Annotated in this window: 13 protein-coding genes and 9 tRNA genes; 14 read left to right on the top strand and 8 right to left on the bottom strand. The window is 69.7% G+C overall.

Going from position 1 to position 16,514, the window contains the following annotated elements; genetic code table 11:
• Positions 1-83: 83 nt before the first annotated feature.
• Positions 84-1,094: an aldo/keto reductase gene (locus tag ACWEFB_RS05360; protein WP_452282443.1), complete on the bottom strand. Its 1,011-nt coding sequence runs from the start codon at positions 1,092-1,094 to the stop codon at positions 84-86.
• Positions 1,095-1,277: 183 nt separating this feature from the next.
• Between ACWEFB_RS05360 and ACWEFB_RS05355 the strand changes: the two genes are divergently transcribed.
• The 9 genes from ACWEFB_RS05355 (at position 1,278) to ACWEFB_RS05315 (ending at position 3,362) form a co-directional block, all read left to right on the top strand.
• A complete protein-coding gene (locus ACWEFB_RS05355; protein WP_452282441.1) occupies positions 1,278-2,183 on the top strand; it encodes a helix-turn-helix transcriptional regulator in 906 nt (301 codons plus the stop codon).
• Positions 2,184-2,531: 348 nt separating this feature from the next.
• Positions 2,532-2,605, top strand: a tRNA-Trp gene (locus ACWEFB_RS05350).
• 120 nt (positions 2,606-2,725) lie between these two features.
• Positions 2,726-2,799, top strand: a tRNA-Leu gene (locus ACWEFB_RS05345).
• 1 nt (position 2,800) lies between these two features.
• Positions 2,801-2,873: transfer RNA gene (locus ACWEFB_RS05340), tRNA-Leu, on the top strand.
• Positions 2,874-2,887: 14 nt separating this feature from the next.
• A tRNA-Ala gene (locus tag ACWEFB_RS05335) sits at positions 2,888-2,960 on the top strand.
• A 4-nt stretch (positions 2,961-2,964) separates the two neighbouring features.
• Positions 2,965-3,037, top strand: a tRNA-Arg gene (locus tag ACWEFB_RS05330).
• A gap of 17 nt (positions 3,038-3,054) precedes the next feature.
• Positions 3,055-3,126, top strand: a tRNA-Lys gene (locus ACWEFB_RS05325).
• Between the two features lie 2 nt (positions 3,127-3,128).
• Positions 3,129-3,198 (top strand) — tRNA-Ile (locus ACWEFB_RS05320).
• An 80-nt stretch (positions 3,199-3,278) separates the two neighbouring features.
• Positions 3,279-3,362 (top strand) — tRNA-Tyr (locus tag ACWEFB_RS05315).
• 51 nt (positions 3,363-3,413) lie between these two features.
• Here the strand turns inward: ACWEFB_RS05315 and ACWEFB_RS05310 are convergent.
• The 4 genes from ACWEFB_RS05310 to ACWEFB_RS05295 form a co-directional block, all read right to left on the bottom strand.
• On the bottom strand, positions 3,414-3,911 hold the full coding sequence (locus tag ACWEFB_RS05310; RefSeq protein ID WP_452282439.1) for a CAP family protein: 498 nt from the start codon (positions 3,909-3,911) through the stop codon (positions 3,414-3,416).
• 325 nt (positions 3,912-4,236) lie between these two features.
• Positions 4,237-5,262 (bottom strand): CU044_5270 family protein, encoded by a 1,026-nt coding sequence (locus ACWEFB_RS05305; RefSeq protein ID WP_452282437.1) that lies wholly within the window; start codon positions 5,260-5,262, stop codon positions 4,237-4,239.
• Complete coding sequence (locus ACWEFB_RS05300) at positions 5,259-5,870, bottom strand: RNA polymerase sigma factor (protein ID WP_452282435.1); 612 nt, start codon at positions 5,868-5,870, stop codon at positions 5,259-5,261. The genes ACWEFB_RS05305 and ACWEFB_RS05300 overlap by 4 nt, the downstream gene beginning before the upstream one ends.
• Before the next feature lie 169 nt (positions 5,871-6,039).
• Entirely contained in the window at positions 6,040-6,480 is a 441-nt protein-coding gene (locus ACWEFB_RS05295) for an HPF/RaiA family ribosome-associated protein (RefSeq protein WP_452282433.1), read from the bottom strand.
• 280 nt (positions 6,481-6,760) lie between these two features.
• On the opposite strand from ACWEFB_RS05295, the gene ACWEFB_RS05290 reads away from it, so the two are divergent.
• Together ACWEFB_RS05290 and ACWEFB_RS05285 are read left to right on the top strand one after the other, a co-directional pair.
• Complete coding sequence (locus ACWEFB_RS05290) at positions 6,761-8,443, top strand: pectinesterase family protein (RefSeq protein ID WP_452282431.1); 1,683 nt, start codon at positions 6,761-6,763, stop codon at positions 8,441-8,443.
• A 153-nt stretch (positions 8,444-8,596) separates the two neighbouring features.
• Positions 8,597-8,669: transfer RNA gene (locus ACWEFB_RS05285), tRNA-Gly, on the top strand.
• 16 nt (positions 8,670-8,685) lie between these two features.
• Here ACWEFB_RS05285 and ACWEFB_RS05280 read toward each other — a convergent pair.
• Positions 8,686-8,811 carry a hypothetical protein gene (locus tag ACWEFB_RS05280; RefSeq protein ID WP_452282429.1) on the bottom strand — a complete coding sequence of 42 codons (126 nt, stop codon included), beginning with the start codon at positions 8,809-8,811 and terminating at the stop codon, positions 8,686-8,688.
• A gap of 399 nt (positions 8,812-9,210) precedes the next feature.
• Between ACWEFB_RS05280 and ACWEFB_RS05275 the strand changes: the two genes are divergently transcribed.
• The 3 genes from ACWEFB_RS05275 to ACWEFB_RS05265 are packed head-to-tail and all read left to right on the top strand — an operon-like array spanning position 9,211 to position 14,061.
• Positions 9,211-10,227: an endonuclease domain-containing protein gene (locus tag ACWEFB_RS05275; RefSeq protein WP_452282427.1), complete on the top strand. Its 1,017-nt coding sequence runs from the start codon at positions 9,211-9,213 to the stop codon at positions 10,225-10,227.
• On the top strand, positions 10,214-10,867 hold the full coding sequence (locus ACWEFB_RS05270; protein WP_452282425.1) for a hypothetical protein: 654 nt from the start codon (positions 10,214-10,216) through the stop codon (positions 10,865-10,867). The genes ACWEFB_RS05275 and ACWEFB_RS05270 overlap by 14 nt, the downstream gene beginning before the upstream one ends.
• On the top strand, positions 10,867-14,061 hold the full coding sequence (locus ACWEFB_RS05265) for an ATP-binding protein (RefSeq protein ID WP_452282423.1): 3,195 nt from the start codon (positions 10,867-10,869) through the stop codon (positions 14,059-14,061). Before ACWEFB_RS05270 ends, ACWEFB_RS05265 begins: the two co-directional genes overlap by 1 nt.
• Before the next feature lie 17 nt (positions 14,062-14,078).
• Here ACWEFB_RS05265 and ACWEFB_RS05260 read toward each other — a convergent pair whose 3' ends face one another.
• Complete coding sequence (locus tag ACWEFB_RS05260) at positions 14,079-15,164, bottom strand: discoidin domain-containing protein (protein WP_452282421.1); 1,086 nt, start codon at positions 15,162-15,164, stop codon at positions 14,079-14,081.
• A gap of 102 nt (positions 15,165-15,266) precedes the next feature.
• Positions 15,267-16,487: an MFS transporter gene (locus ACWEFB_RS05255; protein ID WP_452282419.1), complete on the bottom strand. Its 1,221-nt coding sequence runs from the start codon at positions 16,485-16,487 to the stop codon at positions 15,267-15,269.
• Positions 16,488-16,514 lie beyond the last annotated feature (27 nt).

Raw genomic sequence — 16,514 nt, 5'->3', positions numbered from 1 at the left:
GCCGTGCTCGCCTGACCGACGTACGCCGGTTTTCGGGTGGGACCGCGACCAGCGGTCCCACCCGAGGTGCGTGTCCGGGCCGGTCAGCGGCGGCGCAGGCGCTTGTCGGTCAGTGCCGGGTTCGTGTAGTAGATGTCGTCCGGGTTGAGGTTGGTGCCCGGCGGGACGATCTCGTCGATCCGGTCCAGGACGTCCTGACTCAGCTCCACCTCGGCGCCGGCCAGCAGGTCCTGCAACTGCTCGGGCCGGCGGGGACCGATGATGACCGAGGTGATCGCCGGGTGAGCCCGGACGAATGCCGTGGCTAGATGGGTCAGCGGCAGCCCGGCCTCGCTGGCGAGCGTCGTCAACTGCTCGACCGCGTCCAGCTTCGCCTGGTTGCCCCTGGCGGCCAGGTCGAACTCCCCCGGCCCCAGGGTCTTGCGCCGGCCGCCGGTCGGGTCCGCCCGCCCGGACAACCACCCCGAGCTGAGCGGGCCGAAGGTGAGCACGCCCATGCCGTACTGCTGGGCGGTCGGCAGCATCCCGGCCTCGATCCCCCGCAGCAGGATCGAGTACGGCGGCTGCTCCGTACGGAACCGCTGGTGGCCGCGCCGCTCCGCCACCCACTGCGCCTCGACGATCCGCTCCGGCGGAAAGATCGAGGAGCCGATCGCCCGTACCTTGCCCGACCGGACCAGGTCCGACAGCGCCGACAGGGTCTCGTCGACGTCCGTGTCCGGATCCGTACGGTGCATCTGGTAAAGATCGATGTAGTCGGTGTCGAGGCGCCGCAGGCTCTCCTCCACCGCCTTCATGATCCACCGCCGCGATCCGCCCCGGTGGTTCTCGTCCTCCCCCATCGGCAGGGAGAACTTCGTGGCCAGCACGATGTCGTCGCGCCGCCCCCTGAGCGCCTTGCCGACGATCTCCTCCGACTCCCCCTGGGAGTAGACGTCGGCCGTGTCCACGAAGTTGACCCCGGCGTCGAGGGCGGTGTGGATCATCCGTACGGACTCGTCCTGCCCGGTGTCGCCCAGCGCGCCGAACATCATCGTCCCGAGCGCCAACTCGCTCACCGACATGCCGGTACCGCCAAGAATCCTGCGCCTCATCCTGTCGTTCCTCTTCCTGTTGCCGTGACCCTCAGTGATCGCCCATCCAGCCAATCACGCCGGTACGGGTCCCGGCAGCGGTAGCGGGAGGCTCGGTTTCACCAGGGATCCGGCGTACCGGGGGTCCAGCAGACCCCCTCAAGGGCGGTGCCGGGGCACACCACCCGACCTACCCTGGACACCATGAGTGACCTTTCGTCCGCCGGTGGGGGCAACCCGGAACTCCGCGACTTCCTGCGTTCCCGGCGGGCCCGGATCACCCCGGCGGAGGCCGGGCTCACCCCTCATCCGGGCAGCCGCCGGGTGCCGGGCCTGCGCCGCGAGGAGGTCGCCCAGCTCGCCGGCATGAGCGTGGACTACTACGTACGCCTGGAGCGCGGTCGCAACCTGAACGTCTCCGAGTCGGTCCTCGACGCCCTCGCCCGTGCCCTGCGACTCGACGAGACCGAACGGAGTCACCTGTTCACGCTGGCCCGACCGAGCCGCGCCCAGCGCCACCCGATGCCACCCCAGCGGGTACGGCCGGGGCTGCACCGGGTGCTGGAAACCCTCGCCGACACCCCCGCGATGATCACCGGCCACCGGATGGACGTCCTGGCCAGCAACCACCTGGCCCGGGTCCTCTACACCGACTTCGAGGCGCTGCCCCCGCGCGAGCGGAACATGGCCCGCTACCTCTTCCTCGACGAGAGCGCCCGCGACCTGTACGTCGACTGGGACGAGGCTGCCCGAGGCACCGTCGCCGCCCTGCACCTGTACGCCGGACGCCACCCGCACGACCCTCGGCTCGCCGAACTGGTCGGCGAACTCTCCGTACGCGACCGGGACTTCCGGCGCTGGTGGGCCGCCCATGACGTGCTGCGCCACAGCCACGGCAGCAAGCGCTACCGCCACCCCCTGGTCGGCGAGCTGACCCTGGCGTACGAGGCCCTCACCCCGAGCGGCGACGACGAGCAGATACTCGGCGTCTACACCGCCGAGGCCGGGTCGGCGTCCGAGGAGGCCCTGCGCCTGCTGGCGAGCTGGACCAGCGAGCCGGCCGCCCCGACCCGCCCGGAGACGGCCCGGCCGACCAACCGCCTCGATTAGCAGATCGACCGCCCGTCCGATGTCGACGCGAATTCCTACGGAAATGCGATTGCCATCGTCAACGGTCGCGTTTACCTTAGAGAAGCAAGCCGAACACCCACTGATAAGAAGCAAACACCTGACCGAGGAGCGGCCGTGTTGCAGCACAACACCGACACCGGAACCACGCGACTGATGTCGCGCGGCGGCGTCGTGCTGCTCGGCGGGGAACGAGCCCATTACTGGCCCGCGAGCGGATGTCGGCGATACCTGGGCAGGCGGCGAACGTAGCGCTATCACCAAGCGTCTACGCCGCCCCTCCCACCATCGGGAACGGGCGGCGTTCTCGTTGTACGGCCACAGTTCCCTAGGGGTATAGCTCAGTTGGCGAGAGCGTCGGCCTCCAAATCCGAATGTCGCGGGTTCGATTCCTGCTGCCCCTGCTCGCCCCCGACTCCGGTCGCGGGAACGATAGTTGAGAACTCCACAGCGGATGGTTACACATGCCCGGCCGGCAGATTTCCGCCGCTGGCCGGGCGGGGAACAGTGCTGGTTCCCCACCGGCTCCGGTAGCCCAACGGCAGGAGGCAGCGCCTTCAAACCGCGCACAGTGTGCGTTCGAATCGCACTCGGAGCACGCCCGGGTAGCCCAACGGTAGAGGCACTGGTCTTAGGTACCAGTCAGTGGGGGTTCGAATCCCTCGCCGGGTACGCAGCAACATCTCGGGCTCGTAGCTCAGTTGGTAGAGCGCCTGCCTTGCAAGCAGGAGGTGGCAGGTTCGAAACCTGTCGGGTCCACATTGCCCCTGTAGCTCAGCGGAAAGAGTGCCTGGCTACGAACCAGGAGGTCCGGCGTTCGAATCGCCGCAGGGGCGCGTTCCAGCATGTACGAGCGCCGCTAGCTCAATGGGAGAGCAGTGCACTTTTAATGCACGGGTTCAGGGTTCGAGCCCCTGGCGGCGTACTGCGGGCGTAGTGGAGTTGGAACCATACCGGGCTCATAATCCGGAGACGCCGTTCGAGTCGGACGCCCGCCACCAAGTCCGTGTAGCTCAGCGGGAGAGCATCGCTCTTACAAAAGAGGTCGCCGGGTTCGATTCCCGCCTGTCACCCCGAGCGGGCGCGCCGACGTTGGAGAGTCGGGGCGGGCTGTAGACCGGCTGCTTTGCTGAGGGGGTTCGAATCCCTCCGCCCGCACCACCCGGTCGACCGGTCGGGTACGAGTGTCCGTACCCGACCGGTCGAGCGGACTCAGGCCGACGCGGGAGGCACGTTGGCCTCGTATTCGCCCTGCATGTTCCCGGCGGGGTAGAAGGTCGCCACGATGTATGTCTCCCACCACTCTCCGCCCTTGCCGGAGGCCCGGCCGAAGCCGACCTTGGTGGTCTCCCGCCAGACGAGCTGGGTGAAGTGTCCGGTGGCTCCGGGGCCGCTCGATGACGGGTCGCCGAAGTTGTAGTCGGTGATCTCCCCGTACCAGCCGGAGGTGGCGTCCTCGGCTCCGGCGGGAGTTTCGTCGGTCGACGCGTGCCAGGAGAGGTTCTCGCCGTACGTGTGGTCGAGGTCGGCGTGCCCGCGGCTCAGTCCCTCCTCGGTCGAGATGAGGCTGGCCCGCGATTTGGCGTAATCCACGAGCGTGTCGTCGAGCGTCACGGGCGGTACGCCGTGCTTGGCGCGGTAGTGGTTGACGCTGGTTACCATGTTTTCCAGGAAGACCTGGTCGGTCGTAACCGGGAATGCGTCGCGCATTTTTCCGAATCCCTTCGAAAACAATCGGCGGTCGCCGTTGCGGCCCAGTCACGTCGCCATCCGGATGATCTGGGTCGCGTTGACGCGGATCACGACCGGCATCAGCCAGCCAGACGCAAGTACAGCAGCCATCGTTCCGACCCACTGTGAATGAATGGGGGATGAATGAGCTTCTTCCTGTATTCAATACTCCGTCACAACACCTTTGAGTGGGTTTAGTCGGCGCGACTTGTCCCGCCAATGTCGGTGATCCGTCAAGGGCATCACGCACTCGGGGTGGGCTCCGCGAGCCCACCCCGAGTTTTGTTTCGGGAACGTACGCCGGTTAGCTGATCTGGCCCGGTGCGTCCACGATCCGGCCGGCCAGGCGGGTCAGCATGACCAGGAGATCGCCCTTCTTCACCTGGACCGGTTCGTTGTGAATGGGGCCGGCGGGGGTCACCTCGTCGGTGTTGAGGTCGAAGTCCTTGGCTGCCACGGATCGGTAACCGATGAACTCATGACTGCCCGGGTCAAGGAGCAGATCCTCCTGCCGCCACCCGTCCTGCAGGCGGCCGACCGCCGTCGCCGTACGGCCGTTGACGCTGACCGAATCCGGTGCCTGGGCAACACCGGGGATCAGGGCGGCTGCTCGCAGCAGCGCCGCCATCACCGCGGGCGGGAGCAGGTTGCTGCGCAGGATCGTGGAGATCGCGCTGAACAGTCCGGTGTTCCGTTGCTCCTCGGTGTCCACGTTGAACGGGCCCATCCTGGCCCGCAACCAGTCGAGCAACGCGTGCGGATCGGTGGGCAGTGCGGCCAGCGTCGGATAGTCGGTCGGGGGGAAGCGGGTCATCCCCGGGGCCTCGTCGACGATCTGGAGCGCCCCGTCGACGATCTCGCCGGTCTGCTTGCCGTCGGCCCGGCTCCACTGCCGCGTTGTCACCTCGGCCTTCAGCCCCTTGCTCGTGACGCCCGCGTCCGAGTTGACGATCCTCAGCTCGACATAGGTCCACTGGTCGGGTCGCGGTGGCGTGAACGGCTGCGCCTCGGCGTACGCCGCCGCCAGCTCGAAGGTCACGGCTGCGGACCCGGACGCTCGGTACGGTTCGTCCGGCTCCTCGGCGGGGCCTCCGATGGTGACGAGGCCGAACGCCACGGCGGCCGCTGCCACCATGGCGATGCCGGATCGCCACGCCCAGCCCCGAAGGCGCCAACCGCGAGCCTTTACGTGCGTAGGTACGGGCACCTCCGCGACGTCGGTCCGGGCGATCCTGGCCATCAGCGCCGTCCGCGCCCGGTTCTGCGCGTCCGGCGACGGCGGCTCGGCCCCGTGCCAGCGCTCTCGCAGGGTGGTGATGTCGTCGGTCACTCGAAGTCCCTTCCCATTGCCCTGGGGTCGGCGCCACCCAGCGCCACCTGCAATTTCTTGCGTGCCCGATGCAGCCGTGAACGGACGGTGCCGGCGGGAATCTCCAGCGCCCGGGCAATTTCCTCGCCGGTCAGGTCCGCCCAGGCGACCAGGAGCAGCACCTCCCGATCGGAGGGTGCGATCTCGTGCAGCGCCGCCGCGAGGCGACCGCGGACGGCCTCCGCGTCCAGCCGCAGGGCGAGTTGGTCGGTCTCGCCGTCGGGGTTGGCGCCGGCCGTCGCGAGACGTTCCGCGCGGGCGAAAGCCTGGTACCGCCGGGCCTCTGCCCGTTCGTGCCCGGCGATGAGATTGGACGCGATGCCGTACAGCCAGGGCCGGGCGCTGTCCTGGGTCGTGTCGTACCGCCGCCACTTGTCGAACGCGACCAGGAAGGTCTCCGCGGCGACGTCGTCGGCGAGGTCACGCCCCAGCCGCCGGCTCGCGTACCCGTGGATCGTCGGGTAGTAACGGTCGAAGATCGCCTCGAACGCACCCGGATCCCCGTGCATCCGGCTGATGATCTCGGCATCGGTGACCTGCGCGGCGGTGTGCGCGTCTCGTGTCACCACACCCATATGTTCTCCATTCGCGCGTACCCCGGTAACGACGCGGGGGCTTGTCTCTACTCCGCCGATGGCGGCAGAAGTGTTCGCGAATGTGGCGGGGCCGGAGCTGTTGCCGGGTACGACGACGTCCCGCCCGCCGAGGTGCCGGCGGACGGGACGCGGGAAGGTCCTGCTAGGCGTCGCGGTTTGCCGGGTCCGGCTGGTCGGCCGGCTCGTTCCCGGTGAGCGGTTCCTCGTCGAGGATGGCCGGATCCGGCTCGGGGGTTTCCCGCAGGTGCCGGTTGTGGCGGGGCTCCTGGCGCGTCTTCGCGTCGTTGAGCCGCCGGCGGAGGTCGTCCCGTACGTCGTTGAGCGCGGCGTGCAGGTCCTCCTCCGAGGAGGTGGTGACGATCTTCTGCCGACCGGCGACCCAGCACTCCAGGGTGACCTTCTGCCCCCGGGCGGCCCGGTCCTTCACCGACACCTCGAGTTCGGTCCGGTCGACGGCGAACGAGGCCAGCCGCGCGTCCAGGGTGGCGAACTGTTCGACGATCCAGTTCCTGTCCCCCTGGGAGAAGCCGGTTCCGACGCGCAGGCAGTCGTCGACGGTCGCCGGGCTTGCCTGGGTGCTCATCGCCGCACCCCGCTCTCAGACAACACAGAGCCAGGAGTACGGGAAAGCGTGTTACTAGGCATATGCGCTGATCCTCCGATTCGGCCACGTGTGCCGTGACTTGCGGCTGATCAACTCATACCCCACCCAGGTCCCTCGCCAAACGGAGATGTGACCCCGGCCGGCGACATCGGCATGACACATTGACAGGCTTCCATGGGAAGGTTACCGTCCGGCAGGAAAGCGCTTTCTTCGTGCTCCCGGCCTCCTCACTCCGCCCGTCCCCGGAGGTTCATCCACCATGCCCGGATCACACCGCCGAACCCTGCTCACCGTCGCCACCGCCGCCACCGGCGTACTGCTCGCCCTGACCCAGCTCGGCGGCGCACCGTACACGTTCGCCGCCACCCTGTTCACCGACGACTTCTCCGACGGGAACACCTCCGGCTGGTCGAAGTCCGGTGGCACCTGGTCCGTGGTCGCCGACGACGGCCAGGCACTCCAGCAGGCCAAGGGCGACACGGACAACGCCCGGCTGTTCGCCGGAACCACGTCCTGGACCGACTACACCGTCCAGGCGCGGGTCAAGCCGCTGACCCTGCCGGCAAACGGCGCGGTGGCCCTGCTCGCCCGTGCCTCCGGCGCGACGACCTACCTCCGGCTCGCCCTGCTCCCCGGCAACCAGGTCCGACTGGAGGCGGTACGCAGCGGCACGGCGACCGTACTGGGCTCGGCCTCCCGGTCGGTCGCGACCGGCACCTGGTACACCCTGCGGATCGAGATCGCCGGCTCGGCGGTACGCGGTTACGTCGACGGCACCCTGGTCGCCTCCGGCACCAGCACGATCGCCGGGACCGGCCGGATCGGTGTGCAGACCCTCTACGCCACCGCCCGGTACGACGACGTCGCGGTGACCAGCGGCGGCACCACACCCACCACGCCACCCACCACACCCCCGACCGCCACCCCCACCCCGACCATCACGCCGACCCCGCCCCCCACCACCGGTCCCCCGCCGACCGGGCAGTCCTCGGTGGTCGCCAAGGACGGCAGCGGGAACTTCACCAGCGTGCAGGCGGCCGTGAACGCGGTGCCGACCGGGAACTCCAGCCGGTACACCATCACCATCAAGCCCGGCACCTACCGGGAACTGGTCTCCATCCCGGCCGGCAAGCCGTACATCTCGTTCGTGGGGTCGACCGGGAACGCCACCGACGTGGTGATCACCTACGACAACGCCTCCGGCACACCCGCACCGGGCGGCGGCACCTACGGCACCTCGGGCAGCGCCTCGGTCACCATCGACGGCAACGACTTCACCGCCCGGAACCTCACCTTCTCCAACAGCTTCGACGAGTCGGCGTACAACTACAGCGCCGAGCAGGCGGTGGCGGTGCTCACCCGGGCCGACCGGCTGGTCTTCGACAACGTCCGGTTCCTCGGCAACCAGGACACGCTCTACCCCAACAGCGCGAACGCCGCCACGATCGGCCGGTCGTACTTCCGCAACTGCTATGTCGAGGGCGACGTCGACTTCATCTTCGGCCGGGGCACGGCGGTCTTCGACCGCTGCGAGATCAAGGCGCTGAGCCGGGGGTCGTCGAGCAACAACGGGTACGTCACCGCGCCGTCGACCATGATCAGCAACACGTACGGATTCCTCTTTGTCCAGTGCACGCTGACCACCGACTCGGCCGCGGCGCAGAGCGTGCACCTCGGCCGGCCGTGGCACCCGAGCGGTGACGTCAACGCGATCGGCCAGGTGGTGTTCCGCGACAGCGTGCTGGGGGCGCACATCAAGAACTCCCCGTGGACCGACATGTCCGGCTTCTCCTGGCGGGACGCCCGGTTCTTCGAGTACCGCAACAGCGGGCCGGGTGCGACGGTCACCGCGGACCGCCCGCAGCTCACCGACGCCCAGGCGCCGAACTACACCGCCCCGAGGTACCTGGCCGGGCCGGACGGCTGGAACCCGATCTACTGACCCGGTACGCGATCGCGGGGCGGCAGCAGCGCGGCTGCCGCCCCGTACCGCGACCTGCGTCCGGGTTCCGCCCCGCGCACCTGTCCGACCCGGGCCGGGGCTGTCCTGGTAATGTTCGGACGCGGCCGTCGAGACGTACCGACGGCGTGAAATGCGGACGTAGCGCAGTTGGTAGCGCATCACCTTGCCAAGGTGAGGGTCGCGGGTTCGAGTCCCGTCGTCCGCTCTTCCCCACCCGCCGGTCAGGCCGGGTGTTCTGCGCAGAGGCAGCCGACGCCCTTTTCGATCCACTCCCGTCCGGCCCACTCCGGATGCCGTTCGAGCATCAGTGCCGAGACCTCCGCGACCTGCACGAACTCGCCGGCCACCTACCGCCCGGCCGCACCCGACCGCCCGCAACCGGCTCCGGGCCGCCACGGCGAACGGTCGCGGTAGCCCGCACCATTGGTCGAGCTGCCGAATATCCGCGTCTGAAATACGACTAACCACTGGCGAATTGCGCCGATGTCGGGGCCGATCGGGAGCCGGGTCGCCGGAACCGGCGGTGAGCAGCGCAAACAGCGGCGGTCGAGCAACCGGAACGGATCCCGACGGAAATGCGACTCCGCCGAATGGGGACCGACGTCGACGGTGACGCCGTAGCGCTCACCGAAGCCGATTCGTACGCTGTCCCGGGACGTCGGCACGGCCGTGGGAGGGTTGATAACACTGACCACCGCGGACCGTCCGACGCTTTCCCTCCCCCGAACACCACCGGGTGAATTGACGTGTACGTGACCCGGCAACTCGACGACGTGGCGACAGATCGGGTCGTCTCGTTTCCCGACACCGAGGTGAACGCGCTCGCCCTCATGATTGCCCGGGAGCACACCGAACTCGCCGCCGTGGTGACCCGTCCCACGGCCGCGCCCGTCATGCCCGCCGACTTTGTCCACGCCGTCGTGGACGACCTCGAACGGGTCGCGGTCGAGCTGCTGCCGGCGTGGCTACCGGACGCGGCGGAGGTCGACCGACCGGACACCATCGGCCTGGCGGCAACCCGAATGGTCGCGACCGCCCACGCGCGTCGGGCGCACTACCCCGTCCCGTTCCTGACCGAACTCGCGATCCTCGCCCTGACCGGGCGCCGGCCGGCGAGAACCGTGCTTCCGCTGCGGACCCGTACGGCCGCGCTGGCCCGGCTCGTGGCGGAGGCGTTCGGCCGCCGACGGGTGGTGCTGCTGGTGGAACTGGCCGGCGCCACACCCGGTGGACGGGAGGTCGTCGCCGCCGGCGCCGACTGGCTCGTACAGAACGGTGGTCCGGCGGTCTGGCTGGTCGGCGCGGGCACGTCCGAGCTGGACCGGATCCCGGCGGTGTCACTGAGCCCGCCACCACCGACCGCCCGTCCGGCCGATGACGCGACGATCGTCGGCCGACCACACCCGGCGAGCGCGGTCGAGAAGGCCCTGGAGGTCGCCCTCGCGGCGGAGAGCTGGGCCGCCGGCCGGAGGTGGAACCAGAGCTACCAGTCGAACGCGCTCAGCTCACCGGTGCGGCTCGACCTGCTCTGGCCGGAGGAACGCTGTGTCGTCGAGCTCGACGGCCCGGAGCACTGCCATCCGGCGCGTTTCGAGGCCGATCGGCAGCGCGACGTCCTGCTGCAACTGGACGGCTACGCCGTCCTGCGCTTCACCAACACCCGAGTGACCCACGACGTCGGCGCGGTCGTCCACCAGATCGGTACGTATCTGCGGGCCCGTCGGCGTGACACAGCGGAAGGACGAGACCATGGCCAACGATGACCTGAACGCATCCGAGAGTGCCGTTCTCATAGTGCTGATGGCCGAGGCGCGCGAAGTCCTCAACACCGAGCTGGTCGAGCGGTACGGGCTCGACGTACGGAAGCCGCAGCGCGACAAGCTCACCGCGCTGCACTACGTGGCGAGCCGCAAGAGCGGTCGCACGTACGCACTGCAACTCGACGACAAGGGCTGGGTACGGGTCCAGAACGATCTGGACTTCCGTCAGCGGGGCGCGCCGGCACACGGTGCCGCCCTGACCGCCCTGCAGACGAGTCTGCGTGACCGCGTACTGGCGCGCAGTGGGTGTGCCGGGTTCACCGAACTGTTCGCACTGACCGACGTACGCGGTTCGGCACCGGATCCGGTCCCGGACGCGGGGCCGGCGCTCCGGCTCCGGATCATCACCACCTACCGGGCGCTCGCCCGGGAACCGGGGGCTTGGGTGAGCCTGCGCCGGCTGCGCCCGTTCTTCGCGGACCTGCCGAGGGACGTCCTCGACGAGGCCCTGCGCCGGCTCAGCCTGGAGGACGGGGTGAACATCGTGCCCGAGTCGAACCAGAAGACCCTGACCGAAGCCGACGTCGAGGCCGCCCTGCACCTCGGTGGCCAGGCGAACCACCTGCTAGCGGTCGGCGTGTAATGGACGATGCGGAGCGCGCCGCCCTCGCGGCACTGAGGTTCAACTGGGCGCCGGTGCCGGACGACGTCTGGCGACCGTTGCCGTTCCACGTCGACGGTCTGCACGCACCGGTTGTCCGCGACGTACTCGACGGAGTCGAAGAGGCAAGAGCGAGTACGGACAGCAGCCCGATCGGCCTCGTGGTGCAGGGGCAGCGCGGCTCCGGCAAGACGCACCTGCTCGGCTGGACCCGGCAGCAGGTGCAGGAGCGGGGAGGCTACTTCTTCCTGGTCGGTCTGCTCGACGCCGGCAGCTTCTGGGACAACGTACTGTCCGCGATCCTCGACGGTCTCTCCCGACCCGTGCCCGGCAGCCCGGAGACCCAGCTGAAGCTCCTTCTCCGGCGGCTGTCGGAGAAGGTCGGTGCGCCCAGGACGGCTCGGCGCGCGGTCATGGGCGAAACGGAGCTGACCCGTACGGCCCTGGACGCCTTCATCGAGGGCCTGGGCGGGTTCGACCGTCACGTGGCCCGGGTGAGTCAGGAAACGGCTCGGGCGCTCGCGTTGACCGCCTCGGAGGAGGTGGCGCACCGCGATCTCGCGGAGAACTACTTCATCTCCGGCGAGGAAAGTGTTCCGGGAGAGCGGAACACGTGGGGCATGCGCAAGGCGCCCCGGCCCGCGCAACAGATCGTCCAGGATCTCTCCTGGTTACTGGCTCTCACCGGGCCGTCGGTGATCGCCATCGACCAGATCGACACGTTGATCGCCCAGTTCGCGATCCAGAGCGATCCGGCCCTTCCGGCTGCGGCGGCGATGGAACCCGAGCAGGCCCTGATGCTGGCCCGGATGGCGGACGGGCTGATGTCGTTGCGGCAGCAGACCCGGCGGACGCTCACCGTCGTCGCCTGCATACCGAACTCCTGGACCATCATCAGGACCGCCGCCGCCGACACGGTGGCCGACAGGTTCCGGCTGTCGTCGCAGCTCAAGAGGATCAACGACGACAACCTGGCCAGGGCGATCGTCGAGAAGCGCTTCGCCACGCGGTTCCGGGAAATCGGTTTCGAGCCGCCCTTTCCCTCCTGGCCGGTGTCACCCCGGGCCTTCGCCCACGCGGGGCATTTCACCCCACGCCAGTTGCTGATCGAGATCGACCGGCACATCCGCGACTGCATCGCCTCCGGCCAGGTCCGGCAGCTCCACACCCTGGGCGAACCGCCCTCCACCGAACCCCGTGCGCCCCGCCCGGCAGCCGTCGTGGCCACCGCCGACGAACTCACACAGTTCGACGACCGATTCGCCGAGTTGAGAACGTCGGCGGACGTCACCACACCGCTCGATCGCAAGTCGGAGAACGAGACGATCCCGCCGCTGCTCGCCGCCGGGCTCACGGCGTGGATCCTCGAACGCGGCGACGCCGGCGAGGCGTTCAGCGTCGACCCTCCGCCGAGCACCGATCCTCCGCTGCACGCCCGGCTGCGTCTCACCCTGAACGAACGCACCGAGGACCAGGTCCACTGGTGCTTCCGGGCGGTCAGCGACGAACACCATCACATCGCGGCGCTCGCGCGGATCCGCAAGGCGTCCATGGCGGCGGCCCTCGACACGGGTACGCCGAAACGCCGGCTCTTCCTGCTGCGCAACACGAAATGGTCGGTGGGTGCGAAGACCCGCGCCGCCGTCAGCGAGTTCGAGAAGGCCGGGGGTCAGACACTCGCCCTGGACAACGAGGATCTGCGCATCCTGTCCGCACTCCGGAGCATGCTCCAAGGGTCGACGATGGACATCCAGGGCTGGCTCGCCGATCGCCGGCCGACCCGGGACCTGAAGTTCCTCCAGCAGGCGCTGGCGGATGTCGACACCTGGGCGGCGGTGCCCGGTGAGCCGGCCGCCGCAACCACCACCCCGGACGACCGCCCCGCCGCCGTGGAACCGGGCGGGATGCCGGCCGTGGAACCAGCGGAGCCGCGATTCACCATCGGATACGACTTCGACGACAACACCTCGCCGGTCCGACTGTCCCTCGAGGCGTTGCGGAAACACGCCACGATCTTCGCCGGCTCCGGTTCGGGCAAGACCGTCCTCATCCGCCGGATCGTGGAGGAGTGCGCCCTGCAGGGCGTATCCGCGATCGTCCTGGACCCGAACAACGACCTGGCCAGACTGGGCGAGGGATGGCCCGAGCCGCCGGCACACTGGCGACCGGGGGACGCCGAGCAGGCAGCAGACTATCTCGCGTACACGGATGTTGTCGTCTGGACGCCGCGGCGGGCCTCGGGCCGACCGCTCAGCTTCCAGCCGCTGCCGGACTTCCGCAGCGTGCGCGACGATCCGGACGAGTTCAACGAGGCCGTCGAGGCGGCCGTCGCCGCGCTCGCGCCACGGGCGATGGTCACCGGCCGGGCGACCAGGGCCCATCTCGGGCTCGCCGTGCTGCGCAAGGCGATCGAGCACTACGGTCAGCGCGGCGGCACCCGACTGAAGGGCCTCATCGACACCCTGACCGACCTGCCGGACGGCACGATCGATCTCGACGACGCCGAGAAGATCGGCCTCGGGCTCGCCCAGACCCTGACCGCGGCCATGGTCAACGACCCGCTGTTCGGCGGCGAGGGCACCCCGATGGATCCCGGTCTCCTGCTCACTCCCGCACCGGGCAAGCGGGCCCGGATCTCCGTGATCAGCATGGTCGGGCTGCAGTCCGACGATGCCCGCCAGAGCTTCGTCAACCAGCTCCAGATGGCGCTCTTCGCCTGGATCAAGAAGAACCCGGCCGGTGACCGGCCCCTGCTCGGCCTGATGATCATGGACGAGGCGCAGACGTTCGCCCCCTCGGGCGCGATGACGGCCTGCACCCAGAGCACCCTGGCGCTGGCCGCCCAGGCCCGCAAGTACGGCCTAGGGCTGATCTTCGCCACTCAGGCGCCGAAGGGCCTCCACAACCGGATCCCCGGCAACGCCGCCACACAGCTGTACGGCCTGATGAACAGCCCGATCCAGATCGAGGCGGCACGCGAGATGGCGAAGGCCAAGGGCGGCGACGTACCGGACATCTCCCGACTGACCGTCGGCGAGTTCTACCTCGCCGCCGAGGGCGCCGCCCCCAGGAAGATCAGGACCCCGCTTTCGCTGAGCCACCACCCCCGCAGTCCACTCACCGCCGAGGAGGTGTTGGTCCGCGCCCGCACCACCGTGCAGGGACTCGGGGAGTAGCCGTCCGCAAAGGTGGGTCAGCGGACGTCGAGTTCGAGCAGGGAGTAGCCGTAGTCGGTCGACCGCTTGGTGCCGTACACGCGCACGAACCGGGCGGGGAGCTGGGCGACCTCGACGACAACGTCACCGCCCCGGCCGCTGGTGGTGCCGTAGACCGACTCCCACGTCGTCCCGTCGGTGGACAGCTCCACCCGGTACGCCGTGGCGTGCGCGTTCTCCCAGGTCAGCCGGATCTCGCTGATCTGCCACCGGGCACCGAGATCCACCCGCAGCCACTGCGGGTCGCTGAAACCGCTGCTCCAACGGGTTGTCGGGTCTCCGTCGACCGCGTTCGGCGCGGCCCACCCCGAGCGTTCGACGCTGGAGGCGGTGACCGCACCGTTCAGCGCGAGATTGCGGCCGGAGGTGTTCACGGACGCCTTCGGCGGGGCCGGCGACGCGGACGGGGACGACGGCGGTGGCGTTTCGTTGGCCGGTCGCGGCGAGGTCGAGGTCGGTGACGGCGCGACGGGTTCCACCGGGCCGGCGGAGGCCCCGTCACCGGGGTCGACGGAGGCTGCCCCGGTCACCGGTGCGGTGACCGGCATCGTCGCGGTCCCGCCCTCCGGTGACGTCGCCGACGCCGGATCGATCGTGACGCGAGTGTCCCACCACCACAGGGATCCGGCGACGAGAAGTGCGGCCACGGCGGTGCCGGAGAGCATCCGTACCCGGAATTTTCGGTTCCGTCCCGTGGTCACCGGTGCGTCCGGGTGCGGCGCCGCCGCAGGGTCGGGCTCGGTCCGTGCCGTGCCGGCGCCGCCGAGGGCGGCGTCGGCAACGGGTACGTCGCCCCCGGCGCCCGGTTCGCGGGGAACGAACGCGCCCCGGAGGTGCCAGGCGGCCGGGGTCTTCCGGCGCGGCGCGACCTGCCTGCGGGGTGGGACGTCGGTCTGCGGCCAGTCCGGGTTCGCGGTGCCGGGGTGCGGCCCGGAAAAGGGAACCCTGGTCGGCAGGCGGGGAGCGGATTCCGCAGCCTCCGCCGCGCTGACCAGGTCGGGAACGTCGCCGTACGGGGGCCTACCGTCAGGGCCGTCGGGCCGCTGCTCGACAGGGTTCGCCATCGTGGCCATTCCTCTGCGTGGGCGGGTACGGAAGCGGACCGGGCCGGTGAGCCCGCACCACCCTAGACGAGGAGCACCGATATCCGGTGTAGACGCCACGGATCATTGCGAACCTGCAGAGACGGCGGGCCGGACCACGAGTGGACCCCGACGTCCCAGCGCCCACACGACGAGCGCGAAGCAGCAGAGCACCGCTCCCGCGATCGAGACCGCCGTCCAGCCACCCACGGACCACAGCGCGGTCGCGGCGGCGGAGCCGATGGCACCGCCGATGAAGTTGCCGGTGCTCAGTGCCGTGTTGAGCCGGCTGCGGGCCTCGTCGGACATGGCCAGCAGCCGCGCCCGGTTGAGCAGGGCCTGCCCCTGGAGGGCCACATCGATCACGACAACAACGATGACGACCAGTACAACCGACCGGCCGGCGAACACCGCGACGACAAAGGCGCCGAGGGCCAGCATCCACGCCGCACCGGTGGCCGGAAGCGACCAACCACGGTCGTGCAGCCGACCGGCGTACCGGACTGCGAGGACGGCGGCGAAGCCGGCCAACCCGAACAGCCCGATCACCGACACCGGGTACCGGAACGGTGGGCCGGTGAGCAGGAACGTCAGCGCCGTCCAGAGCAACGTGAACGCGGCGAACCCGGTGGCGGCGAGGACCAGCGTCCACCGGACCGCCCGCTCGCGTCCGACCACCGCGCCGACCGAGGCGATGAGCGCCGGGTACGACACCCGCGTTCGGGGCGCCAGCGGCGGGATCGCGCGGTACAGGACCACCGCGAGCACGACGGCGACAACCGCGGCGAGGGCGAAAATCGTACGCCAACCCGCGGCACCGGCGACGAATCCGCTGACCGTACGGGAGACCAGGATTCCGGTGAGGGTCCCGGACCCGATGGCGGCGACGACCCGACCGCGCTGGGCGTCACCGGCCAGGTCCCCGGCGAGCGGGGTGAGGACCTGCCCGGAAATCGTCGACACACCGAGCAGACCGAACGCGACCAGGAGCAGTCCGATCGACGGCGCCAGCGCGCACAGCAGCAACGCGACGGCCGAGGCCAGCAGCATCACCGGGACGAACCGGCGGCGGTCCAGTACGTCACCGAGCGGCACGAGCAGCAGGATGCCGACGGCGTACCCGATCTGGGTCACGGTGACCAGCCATCCGGCCGCCGTTGTCGCCACCCGCAGGTCGCCCGCGATGAAGCCGAGCAGGGGTTGCGCCCAGTACAGGTTGCCGACGGCTACTCCCGCCGCCACCGCGAGCAGGAACGTCAACCGGCGGCTGATCTCCGGCGGCGGTGCCACTCGGGGTGGGGTCACCCTGCCACGGTAAGACGTGAAGCCTTT

Source organism: Micromonospora sp. NPDC004704, from assembly GCF_053601675.1.
This window is presented reverse-complemented; position numbering and strand designations above follow the sequence as displayed.